General features: G+C 43.7%; 25 protein-coding genes and 1 pseudogene. 14 read left to right on the forward strand and 12 right to left on the reverse strand.

Going from position 1 to position 24221, the window contains the following annotated elements:
* Positions 1-13 precede the first annotated feature (13 nt).
* Together mnmM and mnmL are read right to left on the reverse strand one after the other, a co-directional pair.
* Positions 14-604 carry a tRNA 5-(aminomethyl)-2-thiouridylate-methyltransferase MnmM gene (gene mnmM / locus BXP28_RS19685; protein ID WP_023484857.1) on the reverse strand — a complete coding sequence of 197 codons (591 nt, stop codon included), beginning with the start codon at positions 602-604 and terminating at the stop codon, positions 14-16.
* A 15-nt stretch (positions 605-619) separates the two neighbouring features.
* Positions 620-1570, reverse strand: coding sequence for a tRNA modification radical SAM protein MnmL/YtqA (mnmL, locus tag BXP28_RS19690; protein ID WP_023484858.1), 951 nt, complete (start codon positions 1568-1570; stop codon positions 620-622).
* 170 nt (positions 1571-1740) lie between these two features.
* Between mnmL and BXP28_RS19700 the strand changes: the two genes are divergently transcribed.
* Positions 1741-2226: a WGxxGxxG family protein gene (locus BXP28_RS19700; RefSeq protein ID WP_023484859.1), complete on the forward strand. Its 486-nt coding sequence runs from the start codon at positions 1741-1743 to the stop codon at positions 2224-2226.
* A gap of 197 nt (positions 2227-2423) precedes the next feature.
* On the forward strand, positions 2424-3149 hold the full coding sequence (trmB, locus tag BXP28_RS19705; protein WP_023484860.1) for a tRNA (guanosine(46)-N7)-methyltransferase TrmB: 726 nt from the start codon (positions 2424-2426) through the stop codon (positions 3147-3149).
* Here trmB and BXP28_RS25670 read toward each other — a convergent pair.
* A pseudogene (locus BXP28_RS25670) lies at positions 3146-4287 on the reverse strand (MGDG synthase family glycosyltransferase). The gene trmB and the pseudogene BXP28_RS25670 sit on opposite strands and share 4 nt — an antisense overlap.
* A 629-nt stretch (positions 4288-4916) precedes the next feature.
* Between BXP28_RS25670 and BXP28_RS19720 the strand changes: the two are divergent.
* The 8 genes from BXP28_RS19720 (at position 4917) to BXP28_RS19755 (ending at position 13096) form a co-directional block, all read left to right on the forward strand.
* On the forward strand, positions 4917-6155 hold the full coding sequence (locus BXP28_RS19720) for a glycosyltransferase family 2 protein (RefSeq protein ID WP_023484862.1): 1239 nt from the start codon (positions 4917-4919) through the stop codon (positions 6153-6155).
* 266 nt (positions 6156-6421) lie between these two features.
* Positions 6422-6922 carry a translation initiation factor IF-3 gene (gene infC, locus BXP28_RS19725; RefSeq protein ID WP_023484863.1) on the forward strand — a complete coding sequence of 167 codons (501 nt, stop codon included), beginning with the start codon at positions 6422-6424 and terminating at the stop codon, positions 6920-6922.
* A 45-nt stretch (positions 6923-6967) separates the two neighbouring features.
* Entirely contained in the window at positions 6968-7168 is a 201-nt protein-coding gene (gene rpmI, locus BXP28_RS19730) for a 50S ribosomal protein L35 (protein ID WP_023484864.1), read from the forward strand.
* 39 nt (positions 7169-7207) lie between these two features.
* On the forward strand, positions 7208-7567 hold the full coding sequence (gene rplT, locus BXP28_RS19735; RefSeq protein WP_023484865.1) for a 50S ribosomal protein L20: 360 nt from the start codon (positions 7208-7210) through the stop codon (positions 7565-7567).
* A 488-nt stretch (positions 7568-8055) separates the two neighbouring features.
* On the forward strand, positions 8056-9801 hold the full coding sequence (gene ilvB / locus BXP28_RS19740; protein ID WP_023484866.1) for a biosynthetic-type acetolactate synthase large subunit: 1746 nt from the start codon (positions 8056-8058) through the stop codon (positions 9799-9801).
* Positions 9801-10292, forward strand: coding sequence for an acetolactate synthase small subunit (gene ilvN, locus BXP28_RS19745; protein ID WP_023484867.1), 492 nt, complete (start codon positions 9801-9803; stop codon positions 10290-10292). Before ilvB ends, ilvN begins: the two co-directional genes overlap by 1 nt.
* A 232-nt stretch (positions 10293-10524) precedes the next feature.
* The gene (ilvC, locus tag BXP28_RS19750; protein ID WP_024095286.1) at positions 10525-11514 is read left to right on the forward strand and encodes a ketol-acid reductoisomerase; all 990 of its coding nucleotides are present in this window, start codon (positions 10525-10527) and stop codon (positions 11512-11514) included.
* 34 nt (positions 11515-11548) lie between these two features.
* Positions 11549-13096, forward strand: a complete 1548-nt coding sequence (locus BXP28_RS19755; protein ID WP_036655977.1) for a 2-isopropylmalate synthase — start codon at positions 11549-11551, stop codon at positions 13094-13096.
* Positions 13097-13185: 89 nt separating this feature from the next.
* On the opposite strand, the gene BXP28_RS19760 is transcribed toward BXP28_RS19755, so the two are convergent.
* From BXP28_RS19760 to BXP28_RS19785, 6 genes are all read right to left on the reverse strand, one after another.
* Complete coding sequence (locus BXP28_RS19760; RefSeq protein ID WP_024095284.1) at positions 13186-13419, reverse strand: DUF5970 family protein; 234 nt, start codon at positions 13417-13419, stop codon at positions 13186-13188.
* Positions 13420-13431: 12 nt separating this feature from the next.
* Positions 13432-13959, reverse strand: coding sequence for a stage II sporulation protein M (locus BXP28_RS19765; RefSeq protein ID WP_024095283.1), 528 nt, complete (start codon positions 13957-13959; stop codon positions 13432-13434).
* The gene (locus tag BXP28_RS19770) at positions 13956-14657 is read right to left on the reverse strand and encodes an ABC transporter ATP-binding protein (RefSeq protein WP_024095282.1); all 702 of its coding nucleotides are present in this window, start codon (positions 14655-14657) and stop codon (positions 13956-13958) included. The genes BXP28_RS19765 and BXP28_RS19770 overlap by 4 nt, the downstream gene beginning before the upstream one ends.
* Positions 14650-15513 carry a hypothetical protein gene (locus BXP28_RS24660; RefSeq protein WP_237703310.1) on the reverse strand — a complete coding sequence of 288 codons (864 nt, stop codon included), beginning with the start codon at positions 15511-15513 and terminating at the stop codon, positions 14650-14652. The genes BXP28_RS19770 and BXP28_RS24660 overlap by 8 nt, the downstream gene beginning before the upstream one ends.
* An 878-nt stretch (positions 15514-16391) precedes the next feature.
* A complete protein-coding gene (locus BXP28_RS19780) occupies positions 16392-16727 on the reverse strand; it encodes an uberolysin/carnocyclin family circular bacteriocin (protein ID WP_023484873.1) in 336 nt (111 codons plus the stop codon).
* A 46-nt stretch (positions 16728-16773) separates the two neighbouring features.
* Entirely contained in the window at positions 16774-17334 is a 561-nt protein-coding gene (locus BXP28_RS19785) for a YIP1 family protein (protein ID WP_036655979.1), read from the reverse strand.
* Between the two features lie 351 nt (positions 17335-17685).
* Between BXP28_RS19785 and leuB the strand changes: the two genes are divergently transcribed.
* The 3 genes from leuB to gcvH all read left to right on the forward strand — a co-directional run bounded on the left by leuB (position 17686) and on the right by gcvH (position 20084).
* Positions 17686-18774 carry a 3-isopropylmalate dehydrogenase gene (gene leuB / locus BXP28_RS19790; RefSeq protein ID WP_036655980.1) on the forward strand — a complete coding sequence of 363 codons (1089 nt, stop codon included), beginning with the start codon at positions 17686-17688 and terminating at the stop codon, positions 18772-18774.
* Positions 18775-18998: 224 nt separating this feature from the next.
* Complete coding sequence (locus tag BXP28_RS19795) at positions 18999-19544, forward strand: peroxiredoxin (protein ID WP_023484876.1); 546 nt, start codon at positions 18999-19001, stop codon at positions 19542-19544.
* Between the two features lie 144 nt (positions 19545-19688).
* A complete protein-coding gene (gene gcvH / locus BXP28_RS19800) occupies positions 19689-20084 on the forward strand; it encodes a glycine cleavage system protein GcvH (protein ID WP_023484877.1) in 396 nt (131 codons plus the stop codon).
* 37 nt (positions 20085-20121) lie between these two features.
* Here gcvH and BXP28_RS19805 read toward each other — a convergent pair whose 3' ends face one another.
* Positions 20122-22092, reverse strand: coding sequence for a glycoside hydrolase family 15 protein (locus BXP28_RS19805; RefSeq protein WP_036655983.1), 1971 nt, complete (start codon positions 22090-22092; stop codon positions 20122-20124).
* Between the two features lie 46 nt (positions 22093-22138).
* Entirely contained in the window at positions 22139-22339 is a 201-nt protein-coding gene (locus BXP28_RS19810; RefSeq protein WP_024095275.1) for a KTSC domain-containing protein, read from the reverse strand.
* A 187-nt stretch (positions 22340-22526) separates the two neighbouring features.
* Between BXP28_RS19810 and BXP28_RS19815 the strand changes: the two genes are divergently transcribed.
* Positions 22527-22952, forward strand: coding sequence for a hypothetical protein (locus tag BXP28_RS19815; RefSeq protein WP_024095273.1), 426 nt, complete (start codon positions 22527-22529; stop codon positions 22950-22952).
* Positions 22953-23197: 245 nt separating this feature from the next.
* Here BXP28_RS19815 and BXP28_RS19820 read toward each other — a convergent pair whose 3' ends face one another.
* Entirely contained in the window at positions 23198-24157 is a 960-nt protein-coding gene (locus BXP28_RS19820; RefSeq protein ID WP_144029657.1) for a hypothetical protein, read from the reverse strand.
* Positions 24158-24221 lie beyond the last annotated feature (64 nt).

Consider the following 24221-nt stretch of genomic DNA (forward strand, 5'->3'; position numbering starts at 1 on the left):
TGTCCGGTTGACATTATATCATTTTGGCGGTTTTTTCTAAAGCCAGGAGGTAGGGTGAGCCGCTTCTGCGGTTCAGGAACCGGTATTCAAGTACCTGGCATAAGTTCTGCGGGAGCTCTGCTGCCCATCGGGTTACCTTATCCGCTTCCTCCCGTCCGCCTTCGTGCCCGGGATAAAGAACCACAGTAAGGATACCTCCCCTCCGAAGTGAGGCAAGAGCCGCTTCCAGAGCGGGAAGGGTAGTATCCGGGCGGGTTATCGTCCGGGTTTCGGCTCCCGGCAGATATCCCAGGTTGAACATGGCTGCAGCAATCTTGCCTTGTTCTTGCTCGGGTAAGTAATCGGTCAGACGATGATGGCTATCCTGAATCAGGGTAACATAAAGAGCTGATGAAGGAAGCTCTTGTGCTAAGCGGTCCCGGGTATGCCGGATAGCCTCCTTTTGAATATCAAAGCCGTATACTTTTCCGGAGGGCCCGACTAGGCTCGCCAGAAACAATGTATCTACCCCGTTACCTGCTGTTGCGTCTATTACGGATTCACCCGGCTGTACTTTTTGCCGGATTAACTGATGTGCGTAACTAAGTACAGAAACAAATCCCATCCTGCTCTCTCCTGTTTACTTTTGGTAATATTTACCCTGCCATGTATTTCGTCTTATAAGTTCTGCGTCAATGGCATTGAGTACTTCCCACTTTTTAAGGCTCCACATAGGGCCGACCAGCAGATCCCGCGGAGCATCCCCGGTAAGGCGGTGAACGATCATTTCGGGAGGAAGGATTTCCAGAGAATCTACGATCAGCTTGACGTATTCATCCTTCTCCAGGAATTTCACGAGCCCTTCTTTATATTGCCTGACCATGGAAGTCTTACGCATCAGGTGGAGGAGATGAATTTTGATGCCCTGTACATCCATCGCAGCTGCAGCCCGGCATGTATCCATCATCATCTCATGTGTTTCGCCCGGTAGTCCGTAAATAATGTGGGAACAGATACGGATATTATGTCTCCGTAATTTTCCAACTGCATTGAGGTAGCACTGGGTATCATGTGCCCGGTTTATCAGATCGGATGTGGATTCATGAACCGTTTGGAGTCCTAGTTCCACCCATAAATAAGTCCTCTTGTTCAGTTCTGCCAAATATTCAACTACATCGTCAGGTAAACAATCAGGGCGGGTAGCGATGGAAAGCCCCACAACCCCTGGCTGCTCCAAAATAACCTCATAATATTCACGAAGTACTTCAACTGGGGCATAGGTATTGGTATAAGCTTGGAAATACCCGATATATTTGGCATCCGGCCATTTTTTATGCTGCAGGTCGCGGATGGTATTAAATTGCGTAACATGATCGTCCCGCCTGCTGCCCGCGAAATCTCCTGAACCCCGGGCACTGCAGAACGTACATCCTCCTGAGGCAATAGTCCCGTCCCGGTTTGGACAAGTAAAGCCGGCATCAAGCATGACTTTGAATACTTTCGTCCGGAATTGGCTGCGCATTTCGTAATTCCATGTATGAAAACGTTTATCTCCCCACATCAGCGGGGAGGTTTCGGCTGCTGACTGCATGTTATAAACTCCTTTTATTTTTCCATTACTTGTTTTATTGTAGCCAATAATTTGCTTGAAAGCGACCCTTCCCCGATTCTTCCAAGAACTTACCGGTCTTATACCGATAAAACAGCCGCCTAAAGAGAAAAATAAAAACGCACCACCAACACGCTCGAAAGGGGAATGTCATGAGAATGAAGAAACTTCGTTCCATTGCACTGACAGCTGCTTTGGTATCCTCACTTGCCGTAGGAGGTGCGGCATCTGCTAACACTGCAGCCTCTTCAGGCAACGTGTCTGCTACTCCTAAGCCGACTCCTAGTACAGTAGGAGGATACACGACAAACGGATACAATTACATGACGAATCCAAACCAGTATCCGAGTGGCGGACCTTATACAAATTATGTTACGGGTCAAGGAACTCCGAACGTGAGAACAGGTATTTATGGCGGGTACACGGGAACTACCGGCGGTGTAAACGGGACATCCAATATGATGGACCGCGCCAGTACGACAGGGTATACTCCCAAGGGAGTCAATGCCAATACGTACAGACCATACACAACAAACGGAACAAGAACGAACACTGCTAACTATGGATGGTTGGGATTGCTTGGGCTTTTCGGTTTAGCCGGGTTTGGTGGTCGCAATAGGGAACGTACCCGCAAATAGCATGCAAAGAGCATTCTCCTTGGCAAGGGAATGCTCTTTTGCCTTTCCTGCGGTTTTATACATAAAAATCCTTTGATTTTTCGGGATAGATCGTCTATTATTTGAAACGGATTTTATTCTAATATTGGCTAGGAAACGCTAATCATTCTTTTCTGAACAGATAAGCCGTTTTCTTTTGTACAGGGAGGAAGCCGGTAATGAGACTAAGAGGAAGAAAAGGGATTCGTGAATCCCTGGAAAAGCAACCGGAACTTGTGGTGCTGGAACCTAAATCTTTAAAGGGAAAATGGTCTGAAATATTCGGTAATAATAATCCTGTTCATGTAGAACTTGGAATGGGAAAAGGACAATTTATCAGTAAGATGAGCAAAAAGAACCCGGACATCAATTTTATCGGAGTTGACATGTATGACGAGCTTTTGCGAAGAGCAAGCGAAAAAGCAAGGCATATTCATTTCGGGGAAGAAGGGGAAGGTAAAGAAAAGCATATCCGCAATCTGAAATTGGCATTATTCAACATTGAACAAATTGAGGATGTGTTTGATGAGGGGGAAATTGAACGAATTTACCTTAATTTCAGTGATCCGTGGCCAAAAAAACGCCATGCCCGCCGCCGTCTGACCCATAAAGGGTTTCTGAACAAGTACCGGCGGATCTTGAATAATCGCGGAGAGATTCACCAAAAGTCAGATTCGCTGTCTTTATTTGAGTTTTCCCTAAATTCGTTTGCGGATGAAGGGATGAGATTGCGGAATATTTCCCTGAATCTGCATGCGGAAGGGCCCCATCCTGATCACGTTATGACTGAATATGAGTCCAAGTTTCATGATAAAGGGATGAACATTTACCGTACTGAGGTATTAATCGGCTCTGTCGTTTTACATGAACACGAACAAGCACTTCAAGAGAAAAAGCAGTCCTAGATAGCAGGACTGCTTTTGACTGGATCCCCTAAAAGTTTCAGGACAATTTCCAACCACTGCAGGGGTGACTGCTTTAATGGCTTCATCCCGGATATTCTTGTTTGGCGTATCCATTCGCTGTTTTCGGACAGGAGACGAAACCAATAATCAATCGTTGCTTCGGAGCGGATGATTTCTCCTAATCCCTGTTCTGCAAAATACCTCATATTCTCTTCTTCCTGTCCGGGAATGGGTTCATAGAAAAGCATCGGCATTCCTTTTGCAAGGCCTTCGGTACAGGTTAACCCCCCGGGTTTGGTTAAAAGCAGGTCAGATACTTCCATTAGCTTGTCCACCTCTTCGGTATAACCAAGGAGATGAATGTTTGCATGGTTAAAGCGGGTATCTTTTTTCATCTTGGCCAATGCTTTATGATTACTGCCGAGAACGAAAATAAGCTGAATCCGGTCTTTCCAGCTAAGCAGCCTGTTTAGCAAGGTTTCGTTTACGATAATTCCCCAGCCTCCTCCCATTATTAGAACGGTAGGTTTTTCCTCAAGCCCGAATCTTCTTCTTATTTCGTTTTTATTTCCAGACTGGCTAAGGAAGGCAGGGCGAATCGGTATACCTGTTATTTCAATATTGTGTTCCGGTACCCCCGGACTACCAGCTTATCTTTAACGTTTTGTGAAGATACCAGATATTTGTTAACTCCGGCGCTTATCCATGTGCCGTGGGCATCATAATCCGTAATTACAGTGCACAGCGGTGTCTCCAAGCCGGACTGTTTCAGACGGGAAACTACCGCACTGGGAAAAGGATGGGTACAAATAATGGCGTCAGGATTCATTTCCTGAATAATTTTATTGGTTTGAGCATAGAAAATACGGTGTAATGCCAACTGCGTAAGCCCGCTCAGCGATTTTTTGTATAGCGAACGGTAAAGTGTTCCATACCATTTGGGCTGGGATGAAATGATTTTCCGGAATGCTGAAAAAACCCATCGGGCAAGGGTAGGGTGCAAACATGTCCCCAGTTCAAGCACTTTAGTCTGAATATCCGGGTGTGCTTGCATCAAATTTTCCGATAAAGCCTGGGCAGCTTGGGTATGCCCAGTTCCGAATCCTTCGGATAACAGCAATATTGTTCTTTTTTGCAACGAAACGTCACCTTACCTTTTAGAAGCGGAGATTCTTAATATGAAGTCCAACCATGCTCAACAAAGAAATCCGTGTGTAATAAATGGTTTTTACTATTTTACCATCTTTATCATCCTTTTTTCTAATACGGGTACACTATAGGACAAGCCGTTTCAGTTCGGGAAGGAGAAAAATTCTCCATTTGGACATAATTGATACGGTTCGAAATGTAGAAAAGTTTAACGAAGGGTTTTATAATGAACCTTTCCGGGTGAAATAGTTGATGATGATTTAAGAAAGACATTCGCAGCTTTCAAAAATTTGTATTCGCTTTTCACGTCGATTATAATAGACACGATGGAATTGCATGAATGCATAAGAGCTTCGTTGTAAAAAACAAGTATAGCAAACAGAAATCAAAATACGGATGCGCAATCTGGAATGAAATAAAGATTAGAGACAAAAAAGGTGCTTACTTTCCCTTATCCAGTCAAAAACGCTTCTTTTTTCAGGTAATGAGCGGTTTGACAAACAATTGGAAAGAAGGCAAAATCAACTACGATTGTGTCAAATTATCCGTAACGTTAAACATGCGCAAAAGGCTTAGAGAGAGAACTGCTTTTTTGTAAACATTAAAGGGGGGTTATGCATGCTGGATACAATTTTGCTTGTAATGCAAATTGTGTTGGCATCTGTGGGGGTGTACCAACTAGTACTGACGTTTTTTGGCTGGTCACTACCCAAGAAAAAGAAGGAATATGAACCACAAAAGTCTTTTGCCATCCTCGTAGCTGCTCATAATGAAGAGCAGGTAGTGGGTGCCCTTCTTGAAAACTTAAAACATCTTGATTATCCAAAAGACCTGTACGATATCTTTGTCATTTGTGATAATTGTACAGATCGAACTGCAGATATTGCAAGAAACCATGGTGTTTACGCTTGTCAAAGACATAACCCGAAATTAAGGGGTAAAGGTTATGCCATAGAATGGATGTTGAAGGAACTTTGGAAGCGCCCGCGGCAATATGATGCTGTCGTTATGTTTGATGCAGATAACTTGGTGGCGGCTGACTATTTGAAGCATATGAACAATGATCTGTGCAGCGGATCAAAAGTTATTCAGGCATACCTGGATACCAAAAATCCGGAAGACTCTTGGATTACGTCTTCGTATGCATTCACTTATTGGTACTGCAATCGTTTGTGGCAGCAACCGCGTGTTAATTTAAATCTGGCCAACTACTTAGGTGGTACAGGTATGTGCTTTGATGCCGCTTTACTTAAAGAAATGGGCTGGGGAGCCACGAGCCTGGTAGAGGACTTGGAATTCACCATGCGCTGCGTGAAAAACGGCATAAATCCGACTTTTAACTATGACGCTAAGGTGTATGACGAAAAACCGATTACCTTCAAGGCTTCGGCCAAACAGAGATTGCGCTGGATGCAAGGACATTTTAATGTGGCCAGACGTTACTTTTTCCCGTTGTTATGGCAGGGAATTAAAGAAAGAAGCTGGACCAAGATCGACTCGGCTATTTATGCGGTCAATGTATACACCATATTTTTGAACTCAGTTCTTACCGCAGCCATTTGGATCAATATTCTCCTTATGCCGGGAGAGAGCCAAGTGACATCCTTGTATGAGCAGGCACCGCTTTTGTTTATGCTTTTCACTATTCTGGGAATTGCCGTATTCCCGTTAGCATTATTTATGGAAAAAGCACCAAAATCCATTTACAAACAGCTGATCACCTTTCCGATCTTTATGCTGTCATGGTGGCCGATCACTTTCTATGCTTTTTTCACTCAGAACAACAAGCAATGGAGCCATACCGAGCATACCCGTGTGATTCGTTTGGAAGAAGTACAAAGCAAACAGGTCAGCTAATTATAAGAGAACATTATGCTTGACTTTTATAAAAGTAGAATGATATACTGTTCAAGTGACTGAAAACTAAGCAGAAGCGCCCGCTTCTCACCTGACCGATTGAGGATCGGCTGGTTATACGAGCTTGAATGAGAAGCATGCCTTATGGTATGTGAATTGGGATCGTTGAGGATGTGGGCTGTTTGCCTGCATCCTTTTTTGCTTCATATAGGTAAGTCAGAGTATCGTCATTAGCCTGGAGGTGGAGAATTATTAGTAAGGACCATATGATTAACGGAGAGATTCGTGCAAGGGAAGTACGCCTGATCGGGGCGGACGGTGAGCAGCTTGGAATCAAGCCTACCCGCGAAGCTCTTCAAATTGCCGCTGATGCCAACTTGGATTTAGTCAACGTAGCTCCTACTGCTAAACCCCCGGTTTGCCGGATTATGGATTACGGTAAATACCGCTATGAAATGCAGAAGAAAGAGAAAGAAGCTCGGAAGAATCAGAAGGTTGTGGATCTCAAGGAGATCCGTCTGAGTGCTTCAATTGATGAGCATGATTTCCAAACCAAGCTGCGTAATGCGATTAAGTTCCTGAAGGATGGGGATAAGGTGAAAGCTTCCGTACGTTTCCGCGGACGGGAAATTGCCCATTCTGAAATTGGTAAAAAAGTACTTGAGCGCATGGCTGCTGAGACAGCAGAAATCGCTTCTGTAGAGCGTGCACCTAAACTTGAAGGCCGCAGCATGATTATGATTCTGGCCCCTAAGCCCAATAGCTGACGGTTTGAAGTACCATGTATATTATTTTCTAGGAGGATTACTCAGATGCCAAAAATGAAAACTCACAGCAGCCTTAAAGACCGTTTCAAAATTACCGGTACAGGCAAAGTGAAAAGATACAAAGCTTACAGAAACCACCTGCTTAGCCATAAATCCGGACGTCAAAAACGCGTGCTTGAAGGTCAACCTATTATGGCTCCCGGCGACGTGAAACGCCTGAAACAAGGTTTGTCCAACCTGAAATAAAACCAGCACATTTAATCATACCTTAGGAGGTTATTTATTATGGCAAGAGTTAAGGGCGGGTTTATTACTCGTCGTCGTCATAAAAAAGTATTAAAACTGGCAAAAGGATACTTCGGTTCCAAACACCGAATTTTTAAAACTGCGAATGCGCAAGTAATGAAATCCCTGCTGTATGCATACCGTGACCGTCGTCAACGGAAACGTGATTTCCGCAAACTGTGGATCACTCGCATTAATGCTGCCGCTCGCATGAACGGTATTTCTTACAGCAAAATGATGCATGGCCTGAAGCTGGCAGGTATTGAAGTAAACCGTAAAATGCTGGCGGATCTGGCTGTAAATGACGCGAAAGCATTTGCAGATCTGGCTAACGCTGCAAAGCAAAAAGTGAATGCCTAATTGTTCCATTTGGAACGATTTGACCCGCTTTACCTTAGGGTAAGGCGGTTTTTTTCAAGATTTTGTATTGACTATTGGAAATGGCTTGCATATAATAGTCTCTAAATCATATTCTAAATTATCATAGTTATCTGACATCGGCTGTGATGAGGACGAAGTTGTTAGGGCTCTTATGAACAGAGAGCGGATGGAATTGCTGGAACCATCGCCTTAATCCCTTACGAACGAGCTCACCTCGGAGCTGTTTTTCTGAAAGGCAGGGGTGCGATTCCTTGCTTATTAGGGAAAAACGGATTGGCACACGTTACCGTGCTATAGCGTTCAATCGTTGAAGTTGAACCTATAGAGGCTGATTACCGTAAGGTATTTGGCAAATGAGGGTGGTACCACGGAAAAGATAACCTTTTTCGTCCCGCGAACACTAGAAGTACGGGATGAAAAAGGTTTTTTTATTTTGCCGCACTTGATATTTCGGGAGGAGGATTCGCATGAAAGTTGAAACAACACCACAACGATCCAAAGAAGAACTGATGGAGAAATTTCAGAAGCCGGAACTGATTACTGGTTCGGAAATTCTGCTTCGAAGCCTGGTCCTCGAAGGTGTCGAATGCGTCTTCGGGTACCCGGGAGGATCTGTGCTTTACATTTACGATGCCATGCACGGATTCAAAGATTTTGATCACCTGCTGACCCGTCACGAACAAGGAGCCATTCATGCTGCAGACGGATATGCCAGATCCACCGGAAAAGTAGGCGTGTGTATCGCTACCTCCGGTCCCGGGGCAACCAATCTGGTCACAGGTATTGCTACGGCTTATATGGATTCGGTGCCGCTTGTTGTCATAACCGGGAACGTGGCAACGAACTTTATCGGAACGGATGCCTTCCAGGAAGCGGATATTACGGGCATTACGATGCCGATTACCAAGCATAATTATCTGGTCCGTGATGTAAATGATCTGCCTAGAATCATTCATGAAGCATTCCACATCGCTTCCACCGGACGTAAGGGGCCAGTTCTTATCGATATTCCCAAAGATGTATCGGCGCAGCAGGCAGTATTTCATCCGGCAGGCGGAATTAACATTCGTGGATACAATCCGACGGTACACCCCAATAAGCTGCAAGTGGAGCGTCTGCTTAAAGCCATTGAGGAATCAGAACGTCCGGTTATCATCGCAGGCGGCGGTGTAGTTTATGCGGACGCGGCAGATCAGCTGATAGAATTTGTAGAGAAGACAAGGATTCCTGTTACGACAACTTTGCTCGGGCTTGGCGGTTTCCCAAGTGCTCATGACTTATGGATGGGCATGCCGGGAATGCATGGAACTTACACAGCCAATAATGCTATCCAAAACGCTGATCTTCTGATCTCTATAGGCTCGCGCTTTGACGATAGGGTGACAATGAAACTGGATGGTTTTGCACCGAAAGCGAAAAAGATTGCCCACATTGATATTGATCCTGCCGAAATAGGAAAGAACGTAAAGACAGACATTCCTTGCGTCGGGGATATTAAAACAGTTTTAGAACACGCCAATCAGAAAGCCATGCCTGCCCGGTCCGACGTCTGGATCAAGCAAATACAGGAAAACAAGAAAAACTATCCCTTGAAATACAAGGATTCGGATAAAGAACTTAAACCTCAGTATGTGATCGGAATGATCAACGAAACCACGAAAGGTGAAGCCATCGTAACAACGGATGTCGGACAGCATCAAATGTGGGTGGCGCAGTTCTACAAATTCCAGCATCCGCGTTCCATGATTACTTCCGGGGGCCTTGGCACAATGGGATATGGCTTCCCGTCAGCTATAGGGGCGCAAATTGGAAATAAAGACAAAATGGTGATCTCGATCAATGGGGATGGCGGAATGCAGATGTGCTCCCAGGAGCTTGCAATATGTGCCATCAACAATATTCCCGTTAAGATTGTCGTAATCAATAACCGGGTGCTGGGTATGGTGAGACAGTGGCAGGAACTGATCTATGGCAGCCGGTACAGCCACATTGATCTGGAAGGAAGCCCGGATTTCGTGAAACTGGCAGAGGCTTATGGAGTCAAGGGACTCCGTGCTGCGAACAAAGAAGAGGCGCACCAGGTTTGGCAAGAGGCAATGAATACACCCGGGCCGGTCCTTGTAGAGTTTGTAGTGAGCAAGCACGAAAATGTGTACCCGATGGTTACTCAAGGCTCTACGATTAGCGAAATGATGATGGGAGATTCGGAATAATGATGAAACGGCATACGATCTCAATTTTAGTCAACAATCAGCCAGGAGTCCTGCAGCGAGTTTCCGGCCTGTTTGGCCGCCGGGGATTCAACATTGAAAGCATCACAGTGGGAGAATCTGAAGAAATCGGACTTTCCCGGATGGTTGTAGTGGCGAATGGCGATGATACTACCTTAGAACAGATCTCCAAGCAGCTTTATAAGCTGGTGGATGTTATCAAAGTAGTTGATCTCAGTTCCAATCCGATGGTCGCCAGGGAGCTTGCCCTCTTGAAGGTATATGCAGAGCCGGCTGCACGGCCGGAAATTCTGGGGGTTGTGGAAACGTTCCGTGCGGCTGTTGTAGATATAGGTCCTAATTCTATGATTATTCAGGTCGTTGGAGATTCGGAAAAAATTGATGCCATGGCGGAATTGCTTCGCCCTTACGGAATACGTGAATTAAGCCGTACCGGAGCTACAGCTATGATTCGCGGATTGGCCAAACATTAGTCATTTCACGAAAAATGCACAGGTAAAAGATCCGGCTCGAAAGAAACGGTTCGAAATGTTCATTTTTACAGAGGTGAATATTTCCTAAAAGCAATATGTGAACATATGTACACCCTTGAGCGGGGATTTGAACGTTTCTCCTTCTTCCATGCAATATTGAAGACGCTGAAATGCCCGCTTAAGGGCCGGAAATTATATATTAATTTGTTTATATCAAAGGAGGAACCTTACTATGCCAGCTAAGATGTACTATGAGAAAGATGCAGAACTTAACGTACTACAAGGAAAAACGATTGCGATCATCGGTTATGGCTCACAAGGTCATGCCCAAGCCCAAAACCTGCGGGACAGCGGCTTAAAGGTAATCATCGGCCTTCGTCCGGGTAAGTCGTGGAAAACAGCGGAGGAAGACGGTTTTGAGGTAGTTACTGTGGATGAAGCTGCACACCGTGCGGATGTGATTCAGATTCTGATGCCGGATGAAACCCAGGCAAAAGTATACAGAGATTTCATTGAGCCTAACATTAAAAAAGGTGCGGCTCTTATGTTCTCCCACGGTTTCAATATCAACTTCGGACAAATCGTGCCGACGGAAGATCTGGATGTACTTATGATCGCTCCTAAATCTCCGGGACATCTGGTACGGCGCACTTATGTGGAAGGTTTTGGGGTTCCTGCCCTTATCGCGGTGGAACAAGATGCTACGGGTAAAGCCCACGAAATCGGCCTTGCTTATGCCAAAGGTATCGGATCTACCCGCGCAGGCGTTATCGAAACCACTTTCCGTGAAGAAACAGAGACGGATCTGTTTGGTGAGCAGGCTGTACTTTGCGGAGGAGTCAGCCATCTGGTTAAAGCCGGATTTGAAACACTGATTGAAGCCGGCTATCAGCCCGAAATTGCCTACTTCGAATGTTTGCATGAACTGAAGCTGATCGTGGATCTTATGTACGAAGGCGGACTGGAACGGATGCGCTACTCCATTAGCAATACCGCAGAGTACGGAGATTATGTTTCCGGACCGCGCGTTGTGAACGAAGAAACGAAAAAAGAAATGAAGAAAGTGCTGGACGATATTCAGCGAGGTGTATTTGCCCGTAACTTCATTCTGGAGCAAACAAACGGAGCCTTCTTGACAGCAACACGCCGCAAGGAAGCAGAACACCCGCTTGAGCAGGTAGGTAAAGAACTTCGCGAAATGATGCACTGGATCAAAAAATAGGTGAAAACAGAACAATATAGAAGGAGGGGACAGGATGAGGAAAATCTATGTATTTGATACCACATTGCGGGATGGTGAACAATCACCCGGCGTTAACCTCAATACTCAGGAAAAGGTGGGAATCGGCCTCCAGCTCGAAAAGCTGGGCGTAGATCGGATCGAAGCAGGATTTCCTGCAGCTTCCCTAGGCGACCTGGAAGGTGTGGCAGCAGTGGCTAAAGCGGTCCGTAACGCTTCGATCATCGGACTGTCCCGTTCCAGGGAACAGGATATTGACACAGTAAGGGAAGCCCTGCGTGATGCACAGGACCCTTGCATACATGTATTTTTGGCCACTTCCCCCATTCATCGTCAGTATAAATTGCGCATGGATAAGAAGCAGGTGTTGGAAACAGCTGAGGCGGCCATCCGTTATGCGAAGAAATATTTCAGCAAGATTGAGTTCTCTCCGGAGGATGCCGGACGGACTGAACTTGATTTTCTTTGTGAAGTTACGGAAATGGCGATTCGGGCAGGCGCGACGGTTGTGAATATTCCGGATACGGTTGGTTATATGAGCCCGGCAGAGTTCGGACATATATTCGCCACTCTGAGGGCACAGGTTTCGGGCATTGATAAGATCCAGCTTAGCGCACATTGCCATAACGATCTGGGTATGGCAACGGCTAACGCCCTGGCAGCCATTATGAACGGGGCTGACCAGATCGAAGGAACGATCAATGGTATCGGCGAACGGGCGGGAAATACCTCACTGGAAGAAGTGGCCATGGCTCTGGAGACCCGGCAGGATCTGTATCAAGCCAAGACTTCCCTCGTGCTGAATGAAATTTACCGGACCAGCCGTCTAGTCAGCCGGTTGACGGGTATGGCGGTACCCGGGAATAAAGCAATCGTGGGAGCCAACGCTTTCGCTCACGAATCAGGGATTCACCAGGACGGCATGCTAAAGGAAAAAACGACTTATGAAATCATGTCGCCTGAAACGATCGGGTTAAAAGAAAGCAAGCTTGTAATCGGTAAACATTCCGGCCGTCATGCGTTCCGCGAAAAACTCGTGGATCTGGGCTATGTACTGAACGAGGATCAGTTGAATACGGCATTTGCCAAATTTAAAAAGCTTGCCGATAAGAAGAAGAATGTACTGGATGAAGACATCCGGGCTATTATCGATGAGAAATTGATTCAGGTTCCCGAAGTGTTCGTTCTGGATACGATGCAAGTTTCCTATGGGAACCAGTCGGTGCCTACCGCTACAGTTCGTATTCTGACGCAAGACGGCGGTAGACTAGAGGAAGCGGCAGTCGGGAACGGTTCGGTCGATGCTATTTATAATGCGATTGATAAGGCCACCCGGGAAGAAGTGGAGCTTGCCGATTACAAGATCCATTCTGTATCCCAGGGACAGGATGCGCTTGGAGAAGTGCATGTTATGCTGAAGCAATACGGCTATTCTGTTCTGGGGCGCGGGGTTAGCACTGATATTCTGGAAGCGAGTGCCAAAGCTTATATTGATGCAGTGAACCGGCTGTTTGATAAACGCAGTTCCCATAAAACGGATCGCAGCAACGTCACACTAATTTAAAATGATCCGTCTGTTCCCAATGAAAAACCTTTTGTTATCGGAGTGTAAATTCTGGGGCAAAAGGTTTTTTGCTAAGTAGAAATGCTGTTTTAGATATTCAAATACAAGGCAATACTGCCTAAGAGATTAAGGATAAAGATCAGCAGAAAGAGAGACTTGGCGATTTTGTTTTGAACAGGTGCAAATACAAACAGATAAAGCCCTGCTAAACCAAACGTCAACAAAGGCAGTAAGAATTCACAAGTTAAAGAAATAAGGTAGCCAACGAAGAGAATAACAGGAATTCCTACAAGGTAAACATGATGTTTAAAATTGGATCCCATCGAAATGTCTCCTTATTTAAATAATGGAGTAACATAGATTTCTATTATGGATGCCGTCACTAACAAACAACCAATCAAAAGTGTCAATATCATCATATGTTTAAATAAGTCTAACAAGACTCCTTTTGTATTTGCAAAACATAATTTCCAAATCATTTCTAAACTTATAAAACCGATAGAACCACTCAATAATAATGCTGGGATTTCAAAAATACCATGAGGCAAGAGAAGGAAACCGATTTGATACAAGGGCACTCCATTCTGGAGACTCTCTATAATAGACCCGCTTAAAATAAACCCGTTAGACATCAAGTAGAACATGGATAGGAGTCCGAAAGAAAAAAAACCGGAAGCCATAAGAAGACAAACCGTGACGTTGTTTTTCAGCAGCTCCAGTACATTGGTTGATGATACATAAGGTGTAACGGAGAATCCCTCTTTCGAAAACAGGCCGATAATAAAGCCGACAGCAAAAAAGATTATGGATGCCAGTATGGGTCCCTTACTCATTCTCAGTGAAACGGTTATAGTTTTAATCATGAGTAAATGTTCTCAATCAGCTGTTCCATATGGTTCAATGAGTATTCACAAGAACGAAACTCCCGAACAAATTCACCATCATGAATAACCCCGATTGTATCGCACAAAGAATGGGCAAGTTCCAACAAGTGAGTAGATAGAAGGACCGTATTTCCCCGGTCTACATACTCCTTTAATAATGTCCGGATTGCTTTACCGCTTATAAGGTCAACTCCTGTTAAAGGCTCGTCAAGAATCAAAACCTTCGGCTTATGAATTAAAGCGGACGCGATAGATAATTTTTGCTTCATTCCATGTGAATATGTTTTGATTAACTGATCGCCTTCATGAAATAAATGTAATTTTTGTAACATTTCATTAATATATACATTTGTATCTTTTGAGGGAACTTGAAACATTTCCCCTACAAAGCGCAAATACTCCATACCTGTTAAGTATTCATAGAGAACAGCATGATCCGGAACAAATCCTATATTAGCAGATAGTTCATTTAACGAATGGCTTTGTTCATTTCCATCAATGGATACGGTTCCTGCAGTAGGCTTAAGCAACCCCGAAATAATCTTCAAAGTTGTTGTCTTTCCCACACCATTTGTCCCAAGAAGCGCATAGGTGGACCCTTTTTTTACTTCAAAAGAGATATCTTTCAAGACTACTTTGTGCCCATACGTTTTATGTAAATGTTTAATCTTAATCATGATTGGCGATCCTTTCAAACAAATTGATTTTCTTTAAATAAAAGAACATGATAACATAATTGAGCAATGTAAAAAGAATAAATCCAGCTGATGCGGTATTCAATACAGTTGTTTGTATTTCAGATTTGGTATACATCATATAAGCCGTTACACCAGTGATTTGCAATGATACAATAAAAATAAATCCACTGTACAAATGAGTAAAGGTTTGGGCTTTCCCTGATTCTCCGATCTCATAGTCATGTTCCCAATTTTTCTTAGGATATAGGGCAGTGCTGGAAATATAGACGAGACCGTATAAGAAACCAGATGTTGCAAACATAACAAACAGACAAATGATCAGTGGCACCGAACACTTAAAGAGAAAAGCCAACAATACAGACATGAACACAGAAAATAGCAGAACGATTAAATTATAAATAGAAATTTTCGGCATCACCATTTGCCATGCATTTTTTATATTCGGTTGAAAAAGATGCTGATTTTTCAGCTCACCGTCTACTGACAGAACCATTTTCAGTGCATCACCAACCAATAGATAGGTGAAATGGGCAATCAGTACAGAAAAAGAGACAATAGCAATTTCTGGATAAGTGGAAAATTGGTTTTGGATGAAGGGGATCCCAAAACCTAAAAATACCATTAGCGCATAAAGCATATTACCAAAATTTCTGGCAAAAAATCCATGAATTCTTAACAAAAATAGGATATCTTTTTGGAAAATAGCACGGAATATTTTGGATTGATCATTCAACCTAATCTTAGGTGCACGGGTAACATCACTAATACCGGTATACGGGATCAAATCTAGTCTTTTTAAGGTGGCAGACCAGATATAGAACAGGATCATGATCACAAAGATTCCCACTGTGAAAGATAGAAACCCTGTCAACATATCGTGCTCATGATTGGCTATCCATACATATGGGGTGCAAGTAAATATTTGTTTGAAAAGCGGCGATGCAAGAAAGTATTTGATGTTCTGAACCATATTTCCGTCTGACAGTACATAATACACCCCATACCCCATAAGTAGAGGAACCGTCAGACTGATGACAAACAGGACGGATGAAATAATTTTGGAATGTGAAAGCTGCCTCCAAACATGGTTCATTATGTAAGGAATATAAGAAAAGAGCATGGCAAATAAACAAGTAAAGGTGAAATAAATGAATCCTATAAGAAAGATAAACAATGGGTGAACAGTTGTCTGTTGAATGGCAAAGAGTATTATAAAAACCGGAAACACAAAGAGGTACCATACACATATACTTTTGATAACAGATTTTAATACAAAGGCAGAAAAAAGTTGTAAAAACCGGACTTCTTCTAATTGATGGATGAATTTCCGCGTATCCAGCAAGAAAATTTTTTTATTTTTTTTGAAAAAGTCCATCGTCCAGAGCAGCTGTTCGAGAAAGATCGCAATGAGTATAAACTGACTCCAGGTATTTAGCGGCAGCTCAATGAAACGTGTTCCCAACATAACAACAAGAGTTAACAAACATAAATAAACTAGTAAAAGGGCAATTCCAATACTATACCATGTTCTTCTTCCAACTGTTTCAAGATTCCAGTCATCTTTCATTTTACGAATGGATGATAACGAATTATGTTTAATAAGAGAAATGATCCGCTTTACTATTCTGTTCATCATTTACTTCATTCCTTGTTTGTAGTATGGGGGAGAGCCTTTTATGCTTTTATACAGAAAGTATTACTTTATGTTTCAGTTTACCAAGCAGCAGCGTATTTTTTACCATATTTTTTGATCATTGTTTTAGCTGTTGCAACAATTGCATAAGAAACAGCACCGGCTCCTGTTACAATACCAATTAAAGAGATAATAGATGCAATTGTTGAAGCTGCATCAATGATATCAATTGCTTTTTTCGCTGCAGCAGTTGAGATGCCTAAAGTAGAGGCTAGCTCAGCATTGCCTGAAAAGCCCTGAACAGGTGTAACACCCAGATTTGTACCAGTTAATAGAAACATATATAACAATGAAGTGCTCACTAGGCCCAAACCAAGAAGTACAATGACTTTTTTGTTAGACTTTACCAAATTCATTTCCCAACATCTCCAATCTCATAAATTTATAATAAAATCCAGTACCTTACTCTCCCCCTGTACTGAATGTTATTAACAATATTTTGAGTATAAGAAAACTAAAGGCCAGGACAACTCTTTTATTTTTATTCAGATCCGTTAACTTGCCACTTAAAAAATATAGAATAATAGTGGATAGAATAATAAATGGATCGAACAAATAGAGTCCGCTGCCTTTTAATGAATAGATTAAACTAGGATCATTCGTAAACACATTAACGGTTGCCATAACAAGCATTTTAAAAGAAGTAACTAAAGTGGTAAGCGTGTAAAGCAGGAGGTAAGTTTTTTTCGGTTTTTTTGAGCCCAAAAAAAAACCAATCAGATAAAGAAAAAAACCACCGATTAAAAGTTCAATGAAAATGGCAAGAACAGAGAATCCTTGGATGGCAATCACAACAATTTGGATAATATCGCCATCTATATCTGGAAGGTCATGTTGTTTGGCAGAGGAGTGATAGATTTCGAGTACTTTTTCATAAATACTTACTTGAAATAGAATGGCAGAAAGCAAAATGGAGATAACAGCTAAGAAAACCAGTTTTTTGTTACTTATTTTCTCAATCATATCATTAAGTTTTACCTCCTTATTAAGGAAATCGATGTAAAACATTTGCGGCTAAATCGTTAATTAAAGCGAAATGAGTTTCTGAATTTATATATTTTTACATTACAGGTATATATTTGTAATTCTAAGGTGCTAAAACGGATTAGTCAATATCCAGATGAAATATGTCTTAAGACATCTCATCAGGATACTTAACCTTAATCTGGTCTTTAGGATATTCCGGGAGAAAAAGTTCTTTTAAAGGATTTATAGGTTTATCCTATAAAAGTAATAGCTTTTATATCTTAGTCAACTAATGGCAAATATGATACAACTAGATATAGCGAAGTAACAATGGGGAGTGAACGAGAGATGGCAGACGCAAAAAAAATAGCAATCCTTGCAGGAGACGGTATTGGCCCTGAAGTGGTAGCAGAAGCCGAGAAAGTGCTAAAGCGTACCGAAGAACTATTCGGATACCGGTTTGAAACGGAACACGGCATTTTTGGTGGCATTGCCATTGACAAGAAAGGAACTCCGCTGCCTCAGGATACATTGAAGCTGTGTCAACAAGCGGATGCCGTGCTTCTGGGGGCGGTTGGCGGGACCAAATGGGACAACAATCCCAAAGATCTGCGACCCGAAACAGGACTGCTCGGAATCCGTAAAGCCCTCGGTCTGTTTTCCAATATTCGACCGGCTGTTGTATTTGATTGCTTGAAGGAAGCCTCTACCTTAAAGCCTGAAGTGCTGGAGGGAACCGACCTGATCGTGGTCCGGGAACTTACAGGCGGAATATATTTCGGAGAGAAGCTCCGCCGCAATTCAGAGAACGGTCAGGAGGCTGTCGACACTTGCGTCTACAACGTTCAGGAGGTTGAGCGCATCGTGCGCCAAGCCTTTAACATCGCACGCACTCGCCGGAAGAAGCTCGCTTCCGTAGATAAGGCCAATGTACTTGAAACCTCGCGCCTTTGGAGGGAGACCGTGAATCGGGTTTCAGCCGACTACCCGGATGTTGAACTTGAGCATGTACTCGTCGACAACTGCGCGATGCAGTTGCTTCGCCGCCCGGCCAGCTTTGATGTCATTGTTACCGAGAATATGTTTGGTGACATTTTGAGTGATGAAGCGGCCATGCTCACCGGTTCAATCGGAATGCTCTCCTCAGCCTCTCTCGGGGAAGGAAGCTTTGGCCTCTACGAACCCGTTCACGGATCGGCCCCCGATATCGCAGGGCAAGGTATTGCTAATCCGATTGCCACCATTTTATCGGTAGCTCTGATGTTCCGTCTGACCTTCGGGTATCACGAAGCAGCGGACTGCATCGAGCGCGCGGTTAAAGAAATACTCGATGCCGGACACCGTACAGGCGATATTGCCATAGACCGCTCTAAAGCATTAGGAACGGCAAAGATGGGTGATCTGATTATCGGGGTGATGAAAAAACATAACAAATAGGGGAAAGAAGAAGGCCTTAAAGTCTCCACCACTTTAAGGTCTTTTTCTTTTAAAACCCTTATACCAACTAGATTTAAATATTAGAATAACCATTTTCAACCAAAATTATGGACGATTTATAATAATTATAATATAATACTTGATTTAATATTGACTTTCTTCTAGGCAAATGATACGATCGAAACAGATTGAAATGAACCATTTTTGAAGGAGGAATTGTACAAATGGCTGAACGTTTAGTAGGCAAAAAAGCTCCAGATTTTACTATGGAAACTGCACACGGTGATGCTACCGGCTTTGGTAAAGTATCCCTTTCCGACTATAAAGGCAAGTGGCTGGTATTCTTCTTCTACCCACTTGATTTCACTTTCGTTTGTCCGACTGAGATCACTGCACTCAGTGATGCGGCTGCTCAATTCAGAGATCTGAATACGGAAATTCTGGCTGTTTCAACAGACAGCATTCATTCCCATAAAGCTTGGATCAATGCTCCAAAGAATGACGGGGGTCTTGGAAAAGTGAACTTCCCGATCGCTTCCGATATTACTAAGTCCGTAGCACGCGATTATGGTGTCCTGATTGAAGAGGAAGGCGTAGCCCTTCGCGGACTGTTCATCATCAACCCTGAAGGTGAGCTGAAATATCAAGTGGTGAACCATAATGATGTAGGCCGCAGTGTAGAAGAAACACTTCGCGTTCTGCAAGCCCTGCAATCTGGTGGTCTTTGCCCAATGAACTGGAAACCGGGGGACAAAAACCTGGAAGTCTAAGCTTGTAAGGGATAGGCTGATTTACGTACAGGACGTATCCTTCATTTCTATAACCTTTTTTCTGCTGCGGCAGGGAAGAGGTTTTTTCATCTTCTTCTTCCTGATATACTCAATATAAGAGGCAACTAGGAAGGGGAGTTCTTCATGATGGATATGCCCGCGCATTTGCTTTATACTCCTGATCATTTATGGGTAAGAATCGACGGTAACCGGGCCATGATTGGTATTACGGAATACGCACAGGAAGAGTTGGGTATTGTGGTTTTTGCGGAGCTTCCTCCCCTTGGGGAGAAGGTTCGGACAGGCCTCTATATGAGCATGGTGGAATCCGCAAAACAGGATATGGATATTATCGCCCCGGTATCCGGTACGGTTGTACTGGTCAATCAGGCTTTGGCGTCCAATCCAATGCATATTAACACCTCTCCCTACGAATATGGATGGATACTGGTAATTGAAATGAGCCGTCCGGAAGAGATGGAAAAATTATGGGATGCAAAAACCTACCAGGAAGCTTATGCGACCTGTAGAGGGGAATAAAAAAATCTGGCGAGGAAGAATCCTTTGCCAGATTTTTTTATTTTCCTATAGCTTTCAGTTCTTTATATTTAGCTGCATATTTGTTTACGGTTAATACATAAGTAGCATGGGACCAGGTTAAAGGGGCTACTGAAACGGGGGCCCCGCTATAAGGGTCCAGCTGTTCAGGCAGGATGCCGCTTTGCATGGCATTGCGGACTACCCATTCCAGAGTTTCTTTTGGTTTGTCTAACTCACTCAGATTTGAAGCCATTTCAGTCTGCCATTCCGCCATCCATAGAGTACAGATTATCCACGGATTTCCGGGCACCTGCTGGATATCTGACGAACGCTGGAAGTAGTAATCGTTATAATAGCGGCTGATCCCCCCGATTGGAGTTTGAATAGAAAGTCCCCGCAGGTTAGCTTCCATCGTCCGAATTACACGATCATCATCTGGGGGAAGTACGCCAAAGGCAAAAATGCCGTATACCGAGCTTTCCAGTGTCCGATCTTTATGCCATTTTCCATACTCCTTAAATAATCCACGTATAAATCTGCCTGTCTGAACATCCCAAAGATGCTCCAGAATTCCGCAGCGGATTTTTTCGGCTGTTCCGTGATAACGGGCCCTTCGTTCCTCATCCCCGAAAAGGCTGCAAAAGTTACCTGCAGCTATTAGCCCGCCATATACGGCTGAGGCCGTAAAAGTATAAATCCCGTACCGTTCTTCCCATAAATCGTAACTTGGCTTGGGCAAATAAAGACTTTCTTCTATATAACTGCATAAAAAACGGGCGGCTGGCCGAATAAGGGTACTGTATAACGACTGGGCCAGTTCCAGATTCTCATGTTGAAGATAGTCTTGCCAAAGGGCGAACAAAACCAGTCCCGTTTCATCTTCCTGAATCGGAAGCTGTTCTTCCCCTCCGTGTACATAAGGATGCCAGCTGGAACCAACAGTTCCGTCCGGATTATACTTATGGAGTAAATAGCCCTCCCGGGAAAGCGCCCTGGCGCAGAACCGGTAGAACGGTTCCATCATGCCGGAATACCCTGCTTTGGACATGGCATGAGCTATAAGAGCACCATCTCTTGGCCACATGTAGCTGTAATGATCCCGGTTGCTTTGCATAATGTCGGAGTCATTGGCAGCTATGATAGCTCCGTTTACATCGGTTTGGGACCGTACGATCAGCAAACTTTGCTTATAAAGACGGATTATGTCATCGGTCAAATCGGCAAAGTACCGGTCGGATTTATTAACCCATCGCTGCCAGTACACCTGCACCCGGTTCAAAAGTTTGTCCGGTCCGCTCTCACGGACATATTGATCCAGAGAGACGACCTCCTCCAGATTTTGGCCTGCTGTCATCCAATAATATAGTTTTCCTGATCCGTGAGAAGCCAATTTTAAACGGAAACTGATGGTACTGTCTACAGAGCCTTGAGCTATGGGGTTCCCCATTAAGTATCCGTCCTCTGCATCCCTCCACGTGCCTTCCGCATGATAAAACCGTTTAACTCCTGTTGTATATTGGTAAATGCCCTCGCATCCGGTTGTTCCGTTAAACATGAAATATCTGTTTTTTTTATAGTGGAAAATCGTGTGGTTGGAAGGATAGTAGGCTGCGGTGTCCCCGACTTCCGTTTCGTTAATTTGTAAATCCTGGTTAAAAAAGAAATGGATCTCTCTTTCCTGTTCCCGGTGGTTATAAAGAGCAACACGTTTAAAATAAATATGCTCTCTTTGATGAACAGCGTCATTCATCAGGACGGTAATTCCGAGGCCGTGATGTACGGCCTTTACTTCCGTAACCAGTGAATCCTCCAAATATCCGTTATGAATGTCCCAGGTATCATCGCTAAGCCAACTGAAGGTTTCGTCTACCCGCAGGCCGATCCGGCATTGGTACCCGCCTACATGGTTTAATTGTCCAACATAAGGATAGTACAGGTCCCGGATATAGGCATGCTGATCCAAATTAATTAGCATCTTACCATTACCAACCACGAGATGTCTTGGCATAACCATCACTTCCTTAAGCAAAATTCATTGACTATTTTTATTGCCTTCATAGAGGACGGGAAGTTGTAAGCTGAACCAGCCTGTCATAAGGGTTGGTAGAGTGAAGAATAGCGACATAATCCTGTTTAGGGATACCGGAGTAATATTCAGTCCGTCCGGTATGATATTGCACCATCATCTCTTTGGTTTGCTCGTCATAAGAAATGAAAGCAATTTGTTTGGAGCAGATGGATATGATCTGGGACAAATCTGATACCTCCTGTCAATGTTAAATTACTTCAATGTATGAAGAAAAAACAGGGGTTAGAAGGATTTACAGGAGGAATTTTCTTTTGTATTTCAGAATACATTTGGTGTAAAATAATCACATTCGAAACTATCGTGGCTATTTATCTAGTTGCAAGCCGTTTCTTTTTACATGGGAGGGGATAATAATGAGTTTTTGCTGTGGAGCCAGTATGATTGGGACGAAAGGCACCCTTAAACATATCCGAACTAATATCCATAATGTCCCTATTTTGTTTTGCCCGGTTTGCCATCGTGTAGAAGTACATTATTTAGTAGAAAATGAATACGAGATTCTGGCGGAATATGCTCATGGTGATGGGGCGAGCGATGTGGATTTCGTACAATATATAGAAATGAAAGATGACGTTTTCTTATATGAAAATTGCGTCAATCATGAACAGCAAGAGCCTTTGGAAGTGGTACAAACCCAAATCGATATGGCTTTGGACTTGCTCACGGTAAGTAAAGCGTTGGATGATGGTCAGTGGGAGGGTCAGCTCAAAAAGCGCCTTCAAACATTAAGTAACCGGAAAAGTAAGCTTCTAAAGAAAAAAGCTGCTAATGGATTTTAAGGATATAAGGATACTAAGAGTAAAAGCCTGCTGAGTGTACTTCAGCGGGCTTTTTTATGGTGAGAAAATTTCATGGAATGTGTTCAGGGGTCAGAGGTTGCCGTTGGTAACTATCACAGACGGGAGAGCGGTGGCTTGAAATGATTTATGCCGCATTACTTCCAAAAGTCTGCTTGATTCGCGGATTTGGCCGGATTCCTGCAGATGAAAACTAAAACAGCCTTTAGAAAGGCTGTTTTTTTGGGCTAGACGGATTGGACTGCGTCTTCCTCTTCCTCAAGTAAGTGCAGTTTTTCTTGCAGAAGTTCTAAAAAGTCCTCCGGTGAAGACCATACCATAGGGCTGTTCCGGCGAACCCAGGAGGGGCTTTCCGCAAGCTCTCCCTCTCGTATACTGTACACGGTTTTACAACCAAGTCCCCTGGCGAGTCCTGCTGAATAGTAGGAATCCGGGGAAGGAAGAGTGAAATCAAACAGAACGAGTTCAGCCTGTTCCATCTGATCTTTGATGAAGGCACTTTCCGGTTCCTGCTCATTGATTTTTTCAAAGCTCCCGTTTGATTCGATCAGCAGGGAACTGGCTTTATAACCGCATTCTTGTAAAGTCATAGCAAGTTGACCGTGAAATCCTTGAGGGAAAGGACCGGTTTCCGCCATTACGACAAGGCAGGGAAGCAATCTTTTGCCCCCGTATAGTTCTTTAGCTTCCTGAATCCCTTCAGGGGTGAGCTGAAGACGGAATCCGAACCGTTCTATTAATTTCCGGGTCTTTAATTCTTCAAGAATATATATAAACTCCTGCTGATTTGGAGAATACGTGATGTTAAAAGAGGCCCCCCGGTGTTTTAACTCAAGGGTTTTACTGGTGCCGTTACAAGCACGGTACAAGTAATGAAGGCATTTATCCATTTTCTCATCCAGCGTAACTGGAACCATCGGAGAAACATGAATGCTGTCGACATTTTCTTCATCGATCCGCACCTCTGGAGTTTCTTCCGAACACTCTCTAATGTATCCGGAGATTAGATAGAACCGTCCCCTCTGCTCATGAATAGGAAGATCGGTTAAATATTCCAAGGCCTGCCTGGTGATAAGGTAGCTGCCTTCGGGACAACAAATGCACCGGGAGAATCGGATCTCCTCCTCAGTTACCTCAGCTTCTGCCGTTTGTTCGCAAAACAGACAACGTTTCGTTTGGGTTAACATAATCAGGCATTGAACCTCCATTCTCTCCTGAAAGTACTTACCCCATACGATTTCGGTGAAAAAA

The sequence above is a fragment of the Paenibacillus larvae subsp. larvae genome (assembly GCF_002003265.1).
Lineage (GTDB): Bacteria > Bacillota > Bacilli > Paenibacillales > NBRC-103111 > Paenibacillus_H > Paenibacillus_H larvae.